The sequence below is a fragment of the Bdellovibrio sp. ArHS genome (genome assembly GCF_000786105.1).
Classification (GTDB): Bacteria; Bdellovibrionota; Bdellovibrionia; order Bdellovibrionales; family Bdellovibrionaceae; genus Bdellovibrio.
Genome location: NZ_JTEV01000010.1, coordinates 124,447 through 139,561 on the forward strand (window position 1 = coordinate 124,447; position 15,115 = coordinate 139,561).

Below are 15,115 nucleotides of genomic sequence, written 5' to 3' on the forward strand. Positions count from 1 at the left end.
TGAAATAAGGACTGAGGAAGGATTCCTCAAGAAAACTGGATAAGAAATGGCAGAAAAAAAGCAAACCATTGTTATCAAAAAGATCATCGTTTCAGGAGGCGGCCACCACGGCGGTTCCTGGAAGGTGGCTTTGGCCGACTTCATGACGGCCCTTATGGCATTCTTTCTGGTCATGTGGCTGTTAGGTCAATCCGAAGAAACAAAAAAAGCCGTTTCAGATTATTTCTCGACACCTTCTGTGATTGAGTACAACTTCCAGAACTTCGGCGCAGAAATCACGCTCGAGAAATTATTCCTGGATATCTTGAATGAGCCCTTAAAAGCTTTCCAAAGTTTTATGGAGCCCGCGGACACAACGCCAAATCTTTTGGATATGGGCTCCACAAAAGTGGTGGCGGCTTACTTGGCTGACCAGATGAATGACGTTGCGAAAAATGTGACGGTCACTCCTGAAGGTTACGACTTTGATATCCCTGACTACATGCTTTTTGAAAGAGGCACGGCCACACCGAACGCAAGTTTCGTGAAAGTCATGGATAAAATCAAAGGCATTACAACCGGTCTTAAAGAAGCTGACATCAAGTTGACGTCAGGATTGTTTGTGCAAGCGGTGGCTGATGGCAATGTGATGACTGCAAATAAAGTGGCGGCAGAAAGATTCGACATCGTTCGCAATAAGATCCTGGCATCCCTGGAAACGAACACGGTGTCCGTGACTGGTGGAATCAGTGTCAAAGAAAAACGGGGAGAGATCGATCCGGCGAAACTCGTGGGCTTCATCCGAGTGAAGATCGCGCAGAAGGAAATCACTTCGGATGGACGAAAACCGCGAAAACTCGAAACACTGTTTGGTCCGTCACGTGTGGATATGTCTGTGTATGACAACTTTGTGAATCAGATCAGCAATCGTAAAAAAGAGCAAGAACCGCCGAAAAACTTAAAAGAACAGGTGGATCAAGAACTCAACGATGCTGCTGGAATTACAGATCCGTCGACGCCGACAGAATAAAAAAGACGTCGCCGGCCCCATTGAATTGGGAGCTTTCGCTGGTTCCAGTGAGAGCTCCTTCTAAGAAGATCACGCCCCATTTTGTTCCTAACCCAGTGCGCCCGTCGAAGTAAGCATTTATATTGTCGACATTGGGTGTGTTGTAACCGATCTCGTTATTCCACTTCCAGCCATTGAAAACATTGGAAACTTTGCCGAACGCAAAGCGCTTCGAGTTTTCATCCGTACCTTCCCAATTGCTAAGGCTGTCATACATGATGCGATAGTCGAACATGTTCAAACGGACACCAATGATGTTTCCGTTTCGGTCCCCACCATTGTAGTACTGGCTTTGCGCATAACTGATGACCAGATTTGTATTGGCGGAAAAAGTGACTTTGATGTCACCTAAAAGTCTGAGATTAAAATGATCATCGCTATTTTCGAAATTAGTGTTGGAGCCCCAAACACCCAAGCGGAACTGCGAACCAAAATGAAACCAAAATGTTCCCTGAAGGGCTGGCGACTTGTCCGATTGGGACAGGCCGTTTTCCACATAATGGGAAAGAAGGCTGATATCTCCGGAAAGATCAAAGGTTGGCGAAGTGCCATCGGCGCCTTGTGCCTTCCAGAAGCTCATTAGAATAATTATAAAAGCAATGTATCTTCGCATAGATAGTCCCACTCATTCTGAACTAAATAAGTGCGAAAAACAAAGACTTCACCAAAGTGGATTTGGGGGACTGGACTTTTGGCTCTGGTCGCTCAGGCAAAAAGGTGTTATGGTGCCGGTTCTTATGAATTTAAATTTGCCTTTGCATGATTACACCTTTGTCGCTTTTGATACTGAAACTAGTGGAGCTTATCCCGTGGGGCACGACATCGTCGAGTTTGGCGCCATCAAATGGTTTCAAGGCGAAGAGGTTGGCCGCCTGCAGTTTCTTTTGAAGCCACGCGAACCCATGACCGATTTCATCATCGGTATTCACGGAATCACCAACGAAATGGTGCAGGATGCCCCCGCGATGGCTGATAAAATTCATGAGATCCATTCTTTCATCAAAGGGTCGGTAGTGATGGCACATCATGCTCCTTTTGATATGGGTTTTTTGGCGGCGGAGTTTGAAAAGTATCATCTGTCACTGCCGCCTGAGCCGGCTTTGTGCACCAGTCTTCTTTCGCGTAAATGGATTCACGGTGTAGAAAATCACAAGCTGCAAACTTTGGTGAAGCATTTGACCATTGATGGGGGCCAGGCCCATCGCGCTTATGACGATGCAAAATCATGTTTGTATGTTGCGCTGGCCTGTTTTCAGAAAATGGATCCGAACGTAACATTGACTGATGCTATAAAAAGTCAGGGAAAAAATCTTTGGTGGCGCGATTATTCTTTGGCCGCCTTGAATGAATCCAAGTTCGTGCTGCTCAAACAGGCAATTCTGGCGAAACAAGACGTGGACATGGTATATATGGGGGGCTCGGCAAAAGGGGAAGTGCGTCGGGTCACGCCTATCGGAATAGTCCGAAATCCTGACGGAGATTATCTTCAGGCTTTTTGTCACAAAGAAAAAACGCCCAAGCGTTACTATTTAAACCGCATCGCCGATGTTGGGTAAATTCATTCATTCCTTCTCATTTTTTCAGATCAATAGGCCTTCGTATAGTTGTGTACGCTGACCCCCCTCTTAGAAAACGTTTTTTTTGAAGAAACCTCTTCAGCAATACTAATTTCGGTGAATCCAGCCGATATTATAATGTAGGTGAAGTCTCACTATCGTGGAATTCTAGGTGCGAGAGAATTTCATCTGAGGTTAAACTTGGGGGGATTATGGATATATCCAGAATATCTGGAACCAAAGGATTTTCTGTCGTAGAGACTCTGGTAGCGATAGGTGTCCTGGCCGTCTTACTGGGTTTGACGGCTGTGGGACTATCATCTAAATGGCAAGGACTTCGGATTGTTTCAGATCAAGAAAGCTGTGCTGAGAATTTACGTGCGGTGGCCTCGAAGATAAAGGGACTAGGTGTGAATTTAGACTCGACGCCGGTGGGTCTGCAGGATCTGTCCAATGTACGATGGGTTGAGAATCTACCTTCAGAACAATCAGATGCTTCGACGGGAGGGGGCCTCATTTCAGTCGCTGATAGATGGGGCGCGATTCAAGGAAAGAGTTTACTTAGTCAGACTCCAAAGACCACGGTTTCAAGATTGCCCTATTTATATAATGGAACGAATCAGATATTAGCCTCTGTGTTTAATTCCTCGCCTGAAGTTTGCACTCAAGGAGTGGATCTTTATTCCGTATTTCAGCACGATAAGATTTCGGACCTTGAAAAGGGACAGATCACAATCAAGATTCAGCCTTATCTTGCGTCATCCGGAGAGGTCATTTCCTGTAAAAATATCGTGCGCCCCCTTTACAGCAGACCATTGTCACGAAACGAACCCGCAGCAATGGTGCAGGATCGAGTTGCAACGTTTGGGGAAAATATCTGGGATATCGGATGGAATGTGGAATTAAAAGGAACTTCCGGGAACGCGAAGGGCGCCGGAGTCGCCTGTTCTTTGTCTTTGAACTTTATGCCTCAAGTTGATTCCGATGAGCCTGTCGAACCAGAGTTTAAAAATATCGTTAATGAATCTAAGGCCACCGCAAAAGTTTGCGAGTTTCCGACACATAAATTTTCATTTGAAGTCGGCTATTTTTCAAAAAAGAGAGGTCCCGGAGACGGAATGTTGTGCCGAAGCCTGTCTTCGACTTTTTTGCCTCAAGGGAAAGAGATTTGTCCGGGAGCCCCCATCATACCAGAGTTCCAAGAGTCGAACCTGTGGGTGCCTTGTGATAAACTATCAATTTGTGGGCGCTCTCCTTCAAGGGTTGTTTCAACGGCCGACCAGAACTCTGCGGAGTTTCTCAAAATCGAATACGAAAATATTCCTTGGAGCTGCCAGATAAACCTTGAAGCCCTGAGTGTCGATGGAGCTGGGAATCTTTCGAAAAAATCCTTTCTATCGGAGGTCATTCGAGTCCCTGCCTGTGCTTATTGTGCGAGTACTCGCAAGGACCAATGTTTAGATTGTCCGGCAGATACCGCCTGCGGTCAGCGAGTGGTGAAGGCCGATAGCGAAGTTTATACGTCTGAACGACTGTGTGTGCACAAGGCCAGAAAGTGCACCCAAGAGGTCTGGGCCCGTGCGACCGTGGTGACCTGGTTGCCCTATAGGGTCGTCGGTGATGACCCTAACTGTTGTATAGAAGCCGGGGTTTACAATGAAAAGCCTTCTTGCCAATTTTTCCCCAACCCTGGGAATCAACCTCCTTATAGAGATGTTCGTACACATGGGTATCCCGCGGGTCTCGGTTCCGGGGATGGGTGTGGAGGCTATGCTTGTTGGATTGGGTGGCACAACATATTCCAGTGCTTTGCCATAAACTCCTTTAGTGCTACGGCCGAGTGGACTTTTAATGGGAAGGCCCCTCCGGGAGTTACATTCGTGACGAAAGTTGCTCCGATGGCGTCCTTTGCGCCTGATTGCGATGAGATGGTAGATCGAAGTCAAGTGGTGCCGCCACCTTCACCAGTACCATCACCAAAATCAAATGAGGCCGATGAAGAACAGGTTTTAGAAGTCACCATGGTAGCTCCCGAAAAAGTTTCGACTAAGGGTGCTTCCGTGAGAATTCTTGGAAAAGGTTTCGGTAGCCAAACTCAAGTTTTTATTGGTGGAGCTCTTTGCGGAGACGTGGCCGTACTGTCGTCTGCGGAAATGACTTGCTTCGCGCCGCCAAGGGCTGCTGCTGGGAATGTTCGGGTTATGGTCTCTAACGGAACTGGAATCCAAAAAGAGTGGAGTGGAACGTTGGTCTATGAAGAGAAGTAAGGGATTCACAGTGATTGAAGTCCTGGTGGCAACAGGTTTGGCAGGAGTGGCAATAGGCGCATCCCTGTACTATCTAAAATTTGTGAAGGAAAACTATGTTGCGGTAGTAGGAGCGATCAGCCACGAAGAAGAGTTGATGAAGATGTTGTACTTTTCCAGATCGTACCTCAGTCAGGCTATTAATCTGAAAACTACGACAAACAATATAGATAGCTATAAATCCGATGGACAACAGGGGTTGTTAAGATTGGGAAGTTTTGGCCAAGCGGGTGATGGCAGCGTACACACCCTGGGGCTTTTCAAACAAGAACACGCGACTAGGAATAAGAGCTCTTATAAGGTGACAGGGATGTTCTTCAAAGAGCCGACGGAAAATACTCCAGGGATGATTTTCTTTGATACGGGCGGAGAGCCCCGGCCCTCGCATAAAGCAATTTCTTTTAGTGGGTTGTTGTCCATGGCGGTGAGTGAGCCGCAGATCACGGCAGAAGGGAACGTCCATTCTGTACAGATCGAAATAAAAACAAGACGTTTTTTTTCTGGGCAGAGTTGGTGTCTGCATAAATGCGAAGAGCGTAGATACCGGGATATTGGAAGAAAGACGCGAATTTTCTTTAGGAATAATGTCATTCGCGACAGCGCCAAGGGCGTTTTCGCAGATCGTGCTTTTGGGAAGATATATTTTTTTAGATCGGAAATCTTGAAATGAATAAGGCCGGTTTTTCGCTATTGGGATTTGCACTGATTTTTGCCGTGATTTCGTCTGTTATCATGTTCGAGATCACCAGGAATTTTGATTCGCTTTTGAAGACGAAAATGATTTATCGAAGAGCTTATTTGGCACAAAGTGCTTCAGAAGATATCGCCCAGAAGATTAAGCGCGCGTACGATCTTGGGGTCATGGTGAAGAATAAAGGAAGTCAGTGCTCTACCTATGGCAATCTTTATCCGCTGCGCGTAGGAAATCTTGATTTCTGTTTTCCAGAGGGTGATGAATTGTGCGGCATCGATGGCATTTACTGTTTGAAGACCTCTTCGATTCGCAGGGCGGTCTTTACGGCCTTCAGGGAGCGAAACTCAAAATTTAAGATGATGGCGCAAGCTCTTCTTGGCGTCGATGTTCGGGCTTCTCAAGAAAGTGTTTATTGGCCAGAGGACCCCCGTTCAGCTCATATAAGTAATGCAATGGTTTTGGACGACTGCGAAGACGGCTCATGCTATTCTTGTGGTAAGGATCTAGTGTGCGTCTCCTACGAAGTCTGCTTGAAAAGCGGGCTTACCTGCGCAAGTGTCATCGAACAAGTTGTCGGTTTTCCGGAAAAGACTCCAAGTTCCTGCAAGGACTTGGTGGAAATGGGTTTTACCGCTGATGGGAACTATACTATCATTTTGCCTGATCGCGGGCCGACCGAAGTGTATTGTAAGATGAATCCATCGGATGAATGTGGAGCTGGCTGGATGTTGGTTTATTCACAAAATGGTGCGACCATTCTTCCGGATGATTCAACGCCCACTGCGGGAGCCAATTATCCCAAAAACCCCGAGGAACGAACCACGGGACGAATCCTGCCTTCAGTGGATTGGAATGATGACATGATCGCATGTTCTCCAGATGGAGGAGCGACTGTTCATAGACTTTGTTTTAAGAAAGATAACATTGTGTGGGATACCGTGAGAACGGAGTCTTCGACGTGCACCTATGGACTGAAGCCTATCGAGGGCAGTGGTGGTGCCGGAGGACAAGCCAATATCAGTTATGTCGAGAAATCGAAAGGAACGAGTGGTGGGCCTCCTTGTGGCAACACGTGTGACTTCGAAAAGAGATTTCGTTTTGACGGAAAAACTCCAGGCGGTCTTCCCGTGACCATAGGAGTATCGGCTTCATCTTGTGGGACAGAGGAGCCTGTGTGTGGGAATGTTCAAGGGGCTAACGCAAATATGAAGTTTTGGTATTATGTGCGTTAGCGCACGGTTCGCGAAAGGCTTTCAAGGGAATTTCGGAAAAATTCCCATTTTTAATTTTCATCGTCTTTGTATTCGATCACGTTGACAGTGCGCTCTTTTTTAATTTGATTTAAGCGCTCGTTGACTTGTTCGGCCAGCTCTTCGAGATGTTTAAATTCGTCTCCCGCTCGTAATTTCAGTGGAGTGGAGGTTCCTTCCAAAGAAGTCTTCAGGAAGCGTTCGAAGGCGTAAAGTGGTCCGGCAATACGATGAGAAATCAAACGTCCCACCGCAAACAAGATGGCGCAAAAGGCAATGCAGATAATAATGAAGGTGATCACATAAGGGACCAGGAATTTATTGAGAAGAAAAGCGTTGTTTCCTACCAGTTCCTGGATGGTGACACGCATATAAGTGTACGAAAAAACCAGACAGATCAAGGTCAGACTTAAACCCACCGCCATCAAAATAAAACAATATTTCAACTGGAAAGGCATGTTGACCCAGTACTGCTTGCGCACGTTGTTTTCCGGCCAAAGCAGCTCACCTTCGCGAATGATTGCATAGACGATCAAGGCATAGCCCAGCCATTGCAAAGCATCGGCTAAATTGAAGGCAGGGCTTGAAAGTGAAGGTGTGCCGACGACAATGAAGTCCACGACATAACCCCATATGATTCTGTCAGTGACGTTGCCAATAATGCCGCCGATCAAAATAGAGAGACCGCTTCGCAGCGTAAGTGACTTGATGGGCAAAAGGTATTGAATCAAAGCATATGTACAAAGAAGGAAGGCACCGCCCGTAGACAATGACACGATTCTAAGCACAGAGGGCAAATCCGAGAACAAACCGAGCATAGCGCCATGATTATGGTGCAAAACAAAATGAATCGGACCAAAGGATTTTAGCTGCGTGATGCCTGTAGCCCAAACTTTCGTAACGCGGTCGATGAGCCAAGTTGCCAGAAGGGGAAGAATCACTATAAGCCATTCACGTTTTTTCATGCACTTCAGTCTAACAATTCACGCCAGTTCTTGCGAAGAAAAACTTCAGCCTTTACTATACCTAGACGGGTACGACCGAGGGAGCTGGACTTGAAATATCTTATCGCCACTATTTTGCTATTTTCTGCTTTTACAAATGCGCAAACACCAGGCTCTGATTCCAAAGACAAATTTGCTGATCTTGCCAAAGAATATCAATCTTTGCTGAAGAAATATGGCGTGGACGCCAAGGATTTGGGCATGTATGCCACGGTCGGCGAAGGCGAAGAAATGAAAGTTCTTTTGGACAACAACGGTTCCAAAGTGATGATCCCGGCTTCGATTTCCAAAATTGCCACGGCTTCAGCTGTTTTAGAACACTTTCCGCCCGGTTATAAATTCAAAACTCAGCTGCTATCCACGGCAGAACCCAAGAATGGTGTTCTTAAGGGGACTCTTTACCTAAAAGGGGCAGGCGACCCCTCTTTTGTCTCAGAAAATATGTGGTACCTGGTCAACGCTTTCACTCGGAATAACGTTAAAAAAATTGAAGGCGACATCGTCGTCGACGATTCTCTTTTTGACAAAGTTCGTTACGACCTGAGTCGGCAGAAAGAGCGCGTGGACCGGGCTTACGACGCCCCGGTGGGCGCGATGAGTTTCAATTGGAACTCGGTGAATATTTTTGTTCGCCCGAATGGGGTCGGGACCGGTGCGCAAGTAACCATTGATCCAGAAAATGAATACATTCGTTTGGTCAATCGGGCGAAAACCGTGTCTGGTTCGGGAAACAATCTGATAGCGGACCGGGAAGATGATAAGAAGTTTCCCGGCGACGTCGTCATTGTGGGCGGATCGATCGGACAGGGTTTGAAAGAGGTTGTCATTTTTAAGAATGTTCAGCAACCCGACCTTTGGGCAGGCTACAATTTGAAATCTTTTTTGGCGCAAAGAGGAATTCAACTGACCGGAGACGTGAAGAACGGTGTCACACCAGAGAAGGCGGATGTTTTAGCGGAATCAGAAAGCAAGCCGATCGAGCAGATGGTGGCCGACATGAATAAGTTTTCCAATAACTACGTCGCCGAAATGCTTACAAAAAACTTGGGTGTGGCGAAAAAGTCAAAAGGAGCGACGTTGGCAGACGGCATGCAGGTTATTAATGAGCATCTGCAAAGTTTAGGGCTTCCTGCGGATCAGTACAAAATAAACTCGCCATCTGGTTTGTCACGAGAAAACAGAATTTCATCCTTCGCTATGTGGAAAGTATTGGACCACTTGCGGGATGATTTCCGAGTCCAGCCCGAATTTCTGACGTCCTTGCCCATCGCGGGCGTTGATGGCACTCTCAAAAAGCGAATGAAAAACTCTTCGGCCGAACGCTGGGTGCGTGCTAAAACGGGATTTTTGACGAATGTCGTATCCTTAGCCGGTTACGCGGGATTAGAGGATGGTCGAGTGGTCACGTTTTCATTTGTTTATAACGGGTCTACGGATGAAACGAAGATTCGCGCGTTTTTTGATAATTTACTTATTTATCTTGTAAAATAAGCCGAATGAGAACCAGGAAGGTGGACGTTCGATGAAAAAGCTGAGTGTCTCAATATTATGCGCAATCTTATCTGTCGCTTCTATCGCGGGAGCGCAAGGTGATATTGCTGCGCAAGTGGTGCCCCAGGTATTGGGAAGAAGTCCTGAAGAAGTTCGCCCTTGGCGTGCACCTTCCTATGCGGATCAATCTGCCTCCTTGGGCTATCACGACAGTGCCTTTTCCATTCCTAAAGGCATGGAAAAACAGGTTCAGTTTTGGATCGATGTCTATACCAAATACACGACAGAACAAGGTGTTATTCACGATTCAGAAAATGTCGAAACAGTTTATGAAATTGTCGATCTCAAAGGTCTTAAGACCGAGCGTGAAAAGCAAAAGAAAGTCGATGAAGTAAAAAAAGTCATCGCGGCTCGCTTGGCAACTCCTGAAGAAGGGGAACGCTTGCGCTTTCAATTGGGTCAGAAAGATCGCATGCAAGACGCGATTTTCTATTCCGGTCGTTACCTTGAAGACATGGAAAAAATTTTCCGAGACAACAAAGTTCCTGTGGAACTGACGCGTCTGGCATTTGTCGAAAGCTCGTTCAATATCATGGCTCGTTCCAAAGTGGGAGCAAGCGGCATTTGGCAGATCATGCCTTACACCGCTCGCCCTTATAAGATGATTTCTCCCGTTGTAGATAAACGAAATCATCCGCTGGAAGCGACAAAGCTTGCGGCAAAACTTCTTCGTCAGAACTACAATATGCTTGAATCCTGGCCTTTGGCGGTCACGGGTTACAATCACGGACCGACCGGCGTTTTAAAAATGACCAGAAGCTATGAAACCCGCGAATTGGGTGAGCTGGTGCAAAACGTTCGTTCGCGCAAAAGCTTTGGTTTTGCTTCAAGAAACTTTTATGCAAGTTTCCTTGCCGCCTTGGAAGTTGAAAAGAACGCGAATAAATATTACGGCTCCGTCGTATGGTCCAAACCTTTGCCGGCTCAGGAATTAAAACTTCCCGTGTCTGTGAAGTATAAAGAGATTGTGGGCTGGTTTGACGGCGATGACTCAAAAGCTCAGGTGTATAATCCGCATCTGACTCAAAAAGCTCGCAAAGGTCATCCTATTCCGGCCCAAACGGTGATTTCAGTTCCGAAGGATAAATACAATGTGGCTTTGATTTCTCTAGCACGGAAAAATCGTACCGTGGCTATGGAAGATAAGAAAAGTCGTTAGACTCTGTCATTTTGAAAATAAAAAAAGGGAGCCAGCAAGGCTCCCTTTATTATTTCGATCAAGAGGTTCAATTTAAATAAAGTCGCCCTTTGCGCGGGAAGCGTTCGTCGCAGTTGTCTCCATCGATGAACCTATGTCCAAATATTTAAAGAACAATTGATGGATTTCTTTTACAATGCCCGCATCGTGGATAGCTTCGGGCTTATCGATAGACATTGTATTTACCAAACCGATAAAGGCATTGACGACTAGATAAGAAACCTTGTCCATGTCGCGGCCTGGAATCGGCGGAAGATTGTAACGAACCACCTCTTGGAAGAAGCGAATGGATTCGGACATATAAGCGGCTTCAGCAACATAATATTGGATCGTTGTTAGTTTGGCGCGCAGTTCTGAGTTGCGGCGGATTGTTTCCACGGCAAGTTCGATCATAGCTTTCACACGCTGTTCAGGGGGAAGGGGAGAGATCGCGCGCATTTTTTCACTAATAAGGCGCTTGTCCTCTTCGACGATGTTTTTAACCACGGCTTGAACGACGGATTCCTTGTTGCCAAAAAACTGATAAAGGGACCCGATGCTGACGCCAGCTTCTTTCGCAATTTTATCTGTCGTTATCGAGTAAAAGCCTTCGGAAATTAACAAACGAGAGCAGGCATCTAAGATGGTTGCCACCGTTTGTCTTGAACGCTCTTGTGTCGGCGCTTTCACGATGATCTTAGTTTTCTTTGCTTTTTCTTTCTCAAGTGACTGACTCATGCCAGAATTATCCCTTCTAAATACGCTCAGTATGGATTCGTGTCCTAATGAGGACAGAATAAGGAGCAACGCAGATACGGGCAAGTCTGGTTTTTTACAGAATTGTAATGATCCTGCAATGAATATGGATTTTAGTAGGGAATGTGATTCCTGCTTGTTTTTGCCTACTCAAGTTCTTGTGAACAATAAACTTCAGCTCGTTGAGCATTGGCGGGATAGGCCATGCTTTTAGCAAAACTCTGACACTGTTTTTTGGTGAGCGAGCGATTGAAGCGGCGAAGGCAATCCCAACGAACCTCGTCGCCCGTATCCGCATATTCCATGCTTTTAGAAATCGCATGGCAGTCCTTGATCCCGATTTGGCGAAGCTCGTAAAGACAGACAAGGCGCGCCTCTTCAGCGTTGGTGGAGTATTCCATTGTTTTCGCGACATTTAAGCACGAAGCCACCGTCAGTTGGTTTTTCTTCTGCTTTAAACATTGCATTCTTAGATCGTCACGTTGATCCATTGCCAGGCGGTTCTTTCCGGTGACTTGGCAAAGGCTTCCCGCCTGAGCGGAAACCATAGAAAAGAAAAATGCAAAGACCATGAGCAGCTTGAATAGATGCATAAGAAATTCCCTCATTGCGGTATTAGTGCAAAATGAGGGCGCTGTATTCTTCTTTATATTTGATTTTAGGCAGGCCCCCCTGTCTAACTTTGATACAGGGGGCGAAAATGGCGGTACGTGAGTCCTCATGTTTTCTTAGAGTTCCAAAAAGTCCGTCTTGATTTGCTCAAGGAAAGACTCTTGAAAGGGCAGTGGGCTCTCATTGGGTTCCTTGCCGTTAAAACTGCTCAGTTGCGAAGAGGCTTTGCGAATGAAATGGTCTCCGTTGGGAACGGCCACCAGTTTGACGGAACTGGTTCCAAATCCGTTAATTTGCGCGGCCATCGAAATAAATTCTGACCATTGCGAGCCGATAAAATCCGAAGAGCCCGAAAAAACTACCACGGCTGTTCGTGCCTGGCTGATATCCGCAACCGGATCAACATCACCTAACTCTTGCATATAAGTCCAATGTGCTTGCATTTGAAAGTAATGGTTCATGTCGGGGTACTTGGTCAGAATTTCTTGGGGTGTTTTTTTGTATTTATAAAATTCCTGAGAAACCAAAGCAATTCTATTCATGATTCCGGCAACCTGATTAGGTTGATAGCCTGCAAGAAGAAACTGGCGGCGATGGTTAGAGATGTCATAATCAAACCATTTTGTGGCTAAGCTTCCATAGACCGCAATTTTTTTAACGCTCACTTCTTGGGCTATAAAGGGAGCGATCACGCCGCCAATACTATGACCAAAAATATAGAGACGATCTTTTTGCACAAAAGGGTAACTGGCCAAAGCTTTCATTCCGGCTTTGAATCCAGCTAACTCCCGTTGAAAACTTTGTAACTGGCAAGGGGTTCCTTTGCTATCACCCATGCCTGTCTTTTCCACTCGCATGGTTACAAAGCCTAGGCGCGCCACAAAATCAATAATGCGGTGATAGGCATCCGGCTTCGGGCCTGTACCCGAAAAATCCATCGAATAGCAGCCTAAGCCACCGACGAAGAGAAGTGCCGGTGAAGGTTTATCGCCAGCGGGTTTAGTCACAATCACTCGTTGAACTTCATTGCCAACTTTGACCGAGCCATAAATAATTTGATAGGCAGAACTGGATTCTCGCGGGAAGCCGCCAGCGGTGGGCTCTCCCAACTCATTTGGAATTGAGACGGCTTGAGTGCCAAGACACCACAAAACAGTCACAAATCCTACACAAAGCGGCCTGATTTTTTTAATAAACATAATGAAGTCCTTCTCTTTATCCGTCTGCCTGTTGGGCGGAAAAAACTAATTATTGTCAGCAGTATTCAGAATCATGCGAGTTCCGGGTGCAAGATCGATAAGTCTTTTTTGCAGGCCAAACATCGCAAACGCAGTGTCCATGAGCATTTTACCTTGGGTGAAGTGCTGCCAGTTATCCTGGTGAACTGGAATGATTTTCGAATTGGGAGACGCGTGTGACAAGGAAAGTACTTCGTTGGTATCCATGGTTAGACGTACGGGAACTTCGGTTGGATGGGCGGCGCCAGCAAACGCGAAAATGTATTTCGGCTTAAATGTATCGACCACCATTTTGACTCCGGGATACCAAACCGTGTCGCCAGTGATATAGAAAAGATCTTGTTGAGAGTTTACATCCGTGATCACGAATCCGATGACTTCACCAACAACGGCTTCGATTCCTTCGGGGCCATGTTGCGCTGGAGTCGCCGTGATTTTAAGCTCTCTTCCGTTGGGAGTGCGAAATCTTCTTTCGTCCCATGGTGACATACCCACCGCATTGTTTTTCAGTCGTTTGGCGCCGGATTGCGTGGTGAGAACGTGTTGAGCCAAGGGCAGAAGCTCTCGTCCAGAGTGATCTAGGTTGTCGGCGTGTTCATCGTGAGTCAGCAAAACAAGATCGATCTTGCCAAGATCTTTGCGATCTACGGCAGGGGCCTCGGTTTTATGCAAAGTCACTGGGCCAGGGTAAATCGACTGAGCCTCGTCAAAGGTGGGATCTGTAATAATTTTGTAGCCATCGATTTCGATAAGCACTGTGGGGCCGCCAACGTGAACGATTTCGATATGAGGGGGTGCGGGTGGAAGATTGATGAATGTCATAATAAGCTCCTTCGCTTGGAGCCTGTTTTACCCTTTGCGTAATCCGTTTTAAAGTGGCATAAATGACACTTTAGGGGTTAATTATGCCAAAACGAAAAAACCTAAAGATCGCCATTATGGCTTATGATGCTGTCAGTATCGGCTTTGTCCTTCTTATCAGGGACGTATTCAAGATTGCAAACATGGTATTAGAGAGTGATTTTTACGAGTTAGAGATCATTAGCTACAAACAACGCCATGTCGGCGATGGCGAGGTCTCTCTTCAGGCGAAGGCCCCAGGAAAGGCATACGACTATATTATTGTACCTCCGGCGACAGACTTTAAACCTTCGTTCTTAAATAACTATGAAAAAGAAGGCCGTTTGCTACAGGCATATCGAGACAAGGGTTCTGTGATTGTCTCCTCTTGTCTGGGCAGTCTGATTGTGGCTCAGGCCGGACTCTTGGATGGAGCCTCAGCGACCACGCATTGGGCCTGGCTGGATTTTGCAAAACAGAAGTTTCCAGAAGTTCAGTGGAACATTCAAAAAATGATCTGTGAAACGTCGGAATTCATCACAGCGGGAGGTTACTTAGCGGCTATCGATCTTTTACTAAGTATTATTGGCAGAAGTTCCGGGAAAAATGTGGCCCAGAAAGTAGGGAAGATTATTCTGGCGGAAACGATTCGCGAAAGTCAGTCGATATTCTCGATGAAGCTGGTACTTCCAGGTAAAGCGGGAAGTGGATTTGAAAACCTGGAAGCTTGGGTCGAGAACAATCTGCGCAGGGATATTCAGGTAAATGATATGGCCGAGTTTTCTCTGATGAGTCTTAGGACTTTCCAAAGAAAGTTTTCAGAAGCCTTTGGAATCAGTCCGCAGAGGTATTTACAGATCAAGCGTGTTGAAAAGGCCAAACAGCTTCTTTCCGATCAATCATTAAGTCTGGAAGAGATTTTAGAAAGAGTCGGGCTCGGAGACCCCTCGGCTTTTCGCAAAGTTTTTAAGCGTGAAATCGGTTTAAGTCCTTCAGAGTTTCGTCGCCGGTCAATTAGCTAATCAACCTCGGGTAACCTGGCCTATATATTCCCGATCTGAGACGGACAATTCACTCACCAGC

The 15,115-nt window shown here is 46.3% G+C and carries 14 protein-coding genes; 8 read left to right on the forward strand and 6 right to left on the reverse strand.

Going from position 1 to position 15,115, the window contains the following annotated elements; genetic code table 11:
* Positions 1-46 precede the first annotated feature (46 nt).
* On the forward strand, positions 47-1,009 hold the full coding sequence (locus tag OM95_RS04980; protein ID WP_041870924.1) for a flagellar motor protein MotB: 963 nt from the start codon (positions 47-49) through the stop codon (positions 1,007-1,009).
* Here OM95_RS04980 and OM95_RS04985 read toward each other — a convergent pair.
* Positions 981-1,628: a TorF family putative porin gene (locus OM95_RS04985; protein WP_291515588.1), complete on the reverse strand. Its 648-nt coding sequence runs from the start codon at positions 1,626-1,628 to the stop codon at positions 981-983. The two genes, OM95_RS04980 and OM95_RS04985, sit on opposite strands and share 29 nt — an antisense overlap.
* Positions 1,629-1,770: 142 nt before the next feature.
* Here OM95_RS04985 and OM95_RS04990 point away from each other — a divergent pair, with 142 nt between their 5' ends.
* From OM95_RS04990 to OM95_RS05005, 4 genes are all read left to right on the forward strand, one after another.
* On the forward strand, positions 1,771-2,604 hold the full coding sequence (locus OM95_RS04990) for an exonuclease domain-containing protein (RefSeq protein WP_291515589.1): 834 nt from the start codon (positions 1,771-1,773) through the stop codon (positions 2,602-2,604).
* A gap of 212 nt (positions 2,605-2,816) precedes the next feature.
* Entirely contained in the window at positions 2,817-4,871 is a 2,055-nt protein-coding gene (locus tag OM95_RS04995) for an IPT/TIG domain-containing protein (protein ID WP_041870928.1), read from the forward strand.
* Complete coding sequence (locus OM95_RS05000; RefSeq protein ID WP_041870930.1) at positions 4,858-5,580, forward strand: prepilin-type N-terminal cleavage/methylation domain-containing protein; 723 nt, start codon at positions 4,858-4,860, stop codon at positions 5,578-5,580. Before OM95_RS04995 ends, OM95_RS05000 begins: the two co-directional genes overlap by 14 nt.
* Positions 5,577-6,836: a hypothetical protein gene (locus OM95_RS05005; protein ID WP_041870932.1), complete on the forward strand. Its 1,260-nt coding sequence runs from the start codon at positions 5,577-5,579 to the stop codon at positions 6,834-6,836. Before OM95_RS05000 ends, OM95_RS05005 begins: the two co-directional genes overlap by 4 nt.
* Positions 6,837-6,886: 50 nt before the next feature.
* On the opposite strand, the gene OM95_RS05010 is transcribed toward OM95_RS05005, so the two are convergent.
* Complete coding sequence (locus tag OM95_RS05010; RefSeq protein WP_041870934.1) at positions 6,887-7,819, reverse strand: signal peptidase II; 933 nt, start codon at positions 7,817-7,819, stop codon at positions 6,887-6,889.
* A gap of 90 nt (positions 7,820-7,909) precedes the next feature.
* Between OM95_RS05010 and dacB the strand changes: the two genes are divergently transcribed.
* Positions 7,910-9,349, forward strand: a complete 1,440-nt coding sequence (gene dacB / locus OM95_RS05015) for a D-alanyl-D-alanine carboxypeptidase/D-alanyl-D-alanine-endopeptidase (RefSeq protein ID WP_291515590.1) — start codon at positions 7,910-7,912, stop codon at positions 9,347-9,349.
* Between the two features lie 31 nt (positions 9,350-9,380).
* Positions 9,381-10,568, forward strand: coding sequence for a lytic transglycosylase domain-containing protein (locus OM95_RS05020; RefSeq protein ID WP_041870936.1), 1,188 nt, complete (start codon positions 9,381-9,383; stop codon positions 10,566-10,568).
* Positions 10,569-10,640: 72 nt separating this feature from the next.
* Here OM95_RS05020 and OM95_RS05025 read toward each other — a convergent pair whose 3' ends face one another.
* The 4 genes from OM95_RS05025 to OM95_RS05040 form a co-directional block, all read right to left on the reverse strand.
* On the reverse strand, positions 10,641-11,324 hold the full coding sequence (locus OM95_RS05025; protein ID WP_041870937.1) for a TetR/AcrR family transcriptional regulator: 684 nt from the start codon (positions 11,322-11,324) through the stop codon (positions 10,641-10,643).
* A gap of 164 nt (positions 11,325-11,488) precedes the next feature.
* A complete protein-coding gene (locus OM95_RS05030; protein WP_291515591.1) occupies positions 11,489-11,950 on the reverse strand; it encodes a hypothetical protein in 462 nt (153 codons plus the stop codon).
* A 120-nt stretch (positions 11,951-12,070) separates the two neighbouring features.
* A complete protein-coding gene (locus OM95_RS05035; RefSeq protein WP_041870939.1) occupies positions 12,071-13,153 on the reverse strand; it encodes an alpha/beta hydrolase in 1,083 nt (360 codons plus the stop codon).
* A gap of 45 nt (positions 13,154-13,198) precedes the next feature.
* The gene (locus tag OM95_RS05040; RefSeq protein WP_291515592.1) at positions 13,199-14,014 is read right to left on the reverse strand and encodes an MBL fold metallo-hydrolase; all 816 of its coding nucleotides are present in this window, start codon (positions 14,012-14,014) and stop codon (positions 13,199-13,201) included.
* Positions 14,015-14,097: 83 nt separating this feature from the next.
* Here OM95_RS05040 and OM95_RS05045 point away from each other — a divergent pair, with 83 nt between their 5' ends.
* A complete protein-coding gene (locus OM95_RS05045) occupies positions 14,098-15,054 on the forward strand; it encodes a helix-turn-helix domain-containing protein (protein ID WP_041870941.1) in 957 nt (318 codons plus the stop codon).
* Positions 15,055-15,115 lie beyond the last annotated feature (61 nt).

What these genes read in the sequence shown, in the direction of transcription:
- OM95_RS04990 (WP_291515589.1), top strand. Translation starts at nt 1,771, where the DNA reads ATGGTGCCGGTTCTTATGAATTTAAATTTGCCTTTGCATGATTACACC.
- OM95_RS05000 (WP_041870930.1), top strand. Translation starts at nt 4,858, where the DNA reads ATGAAGAGAAGTAAGGGATTCACAGTGATTGAAGTCCTGGTGGCAACA.
- OM95_RS05040 (WP_291515592.1), bottom strand. Translation starts at nt 14,014, where the DNA reads ATGACATTCATCAATCTTCCACCCGCACCCCCTCATATCGAAATCGTT.
- OM95_RS04995 (WP_041870928.1), top strand. Translation starts at nt 2,817, where the DNA reads ATGGATATATCCAGAATATCTGGAACCAAAGGATTTTCTGTCGTAGAG.
- OM95_RS05030 (WP_291515591.1), bottom strand. Translation starts at nt 11,950, where the DNA reads ATGAGGGAATTTCTTATGCATCTATTCAAGCTGCTCATGGTCTTTGCA.
- OM95_RS05020 (WP_041870936.1), top strand. Translation starts at nt 9,381, where the DNA reads ATGAAAAAGCTGAGTGTCTCAATATTATGCGCAATCTTATCTGTCGCT.
- OM95_RS05045 (WP_041870941.1), top strand. Translation starts at nt 14,098, where the DNA reads ATGCCAAAACGAAAAAACCTAAAGATCGCCATTATGGCTTATGATGCT.
- OM95_RS05010 (WP_041870934.1), bottom strand. Translation starts at nt 7,819, where the DNA reads ATGAAAAAACGTGAATGGCTTATAGTGATTCTTCCCCTTCTGGCAACT.
- OM95_RS04980 (WP_041870924.1), top strand. Translation starts at nt 47, where the DNA reads ATGGCAGAAAAAAAGCAAACCATTGTTATCAAAAAGATCATCGTTTCA.
- OM95_RS05025 (WP_041870937.1), bottom strand. Translation starts at nt 11,324, where the DNA reads ATGAGTCAGTCACTTGAGAAAGAAAAAGCAAAGAAAACTAAGATCATC.
- OM95_RS05005 (WP_041870932.1), top strand. Translation starts at nt 5,577, where the DNA reads ATGAATAAGGCCGGTTTTTCGCTATTGGGATTTGCACTGATTTTTGCC.
- OM95_RS04985 (WP_291515588.1), bottom strand. Translation starts at nt 1,628, where the DNA reads ATGAGCTTCTGGAAGGCACAAGGCGCCGATGGCACTTCGCCAACCTTT.
- OM95_RS05035 (WP_041870939.1), bottom strand. Translation starts at nt 13,153, where the DNA reads ATGTTTATTAAAAAAATCAGGCCGCTTTGTGTAGGATTTGTGACTGTT.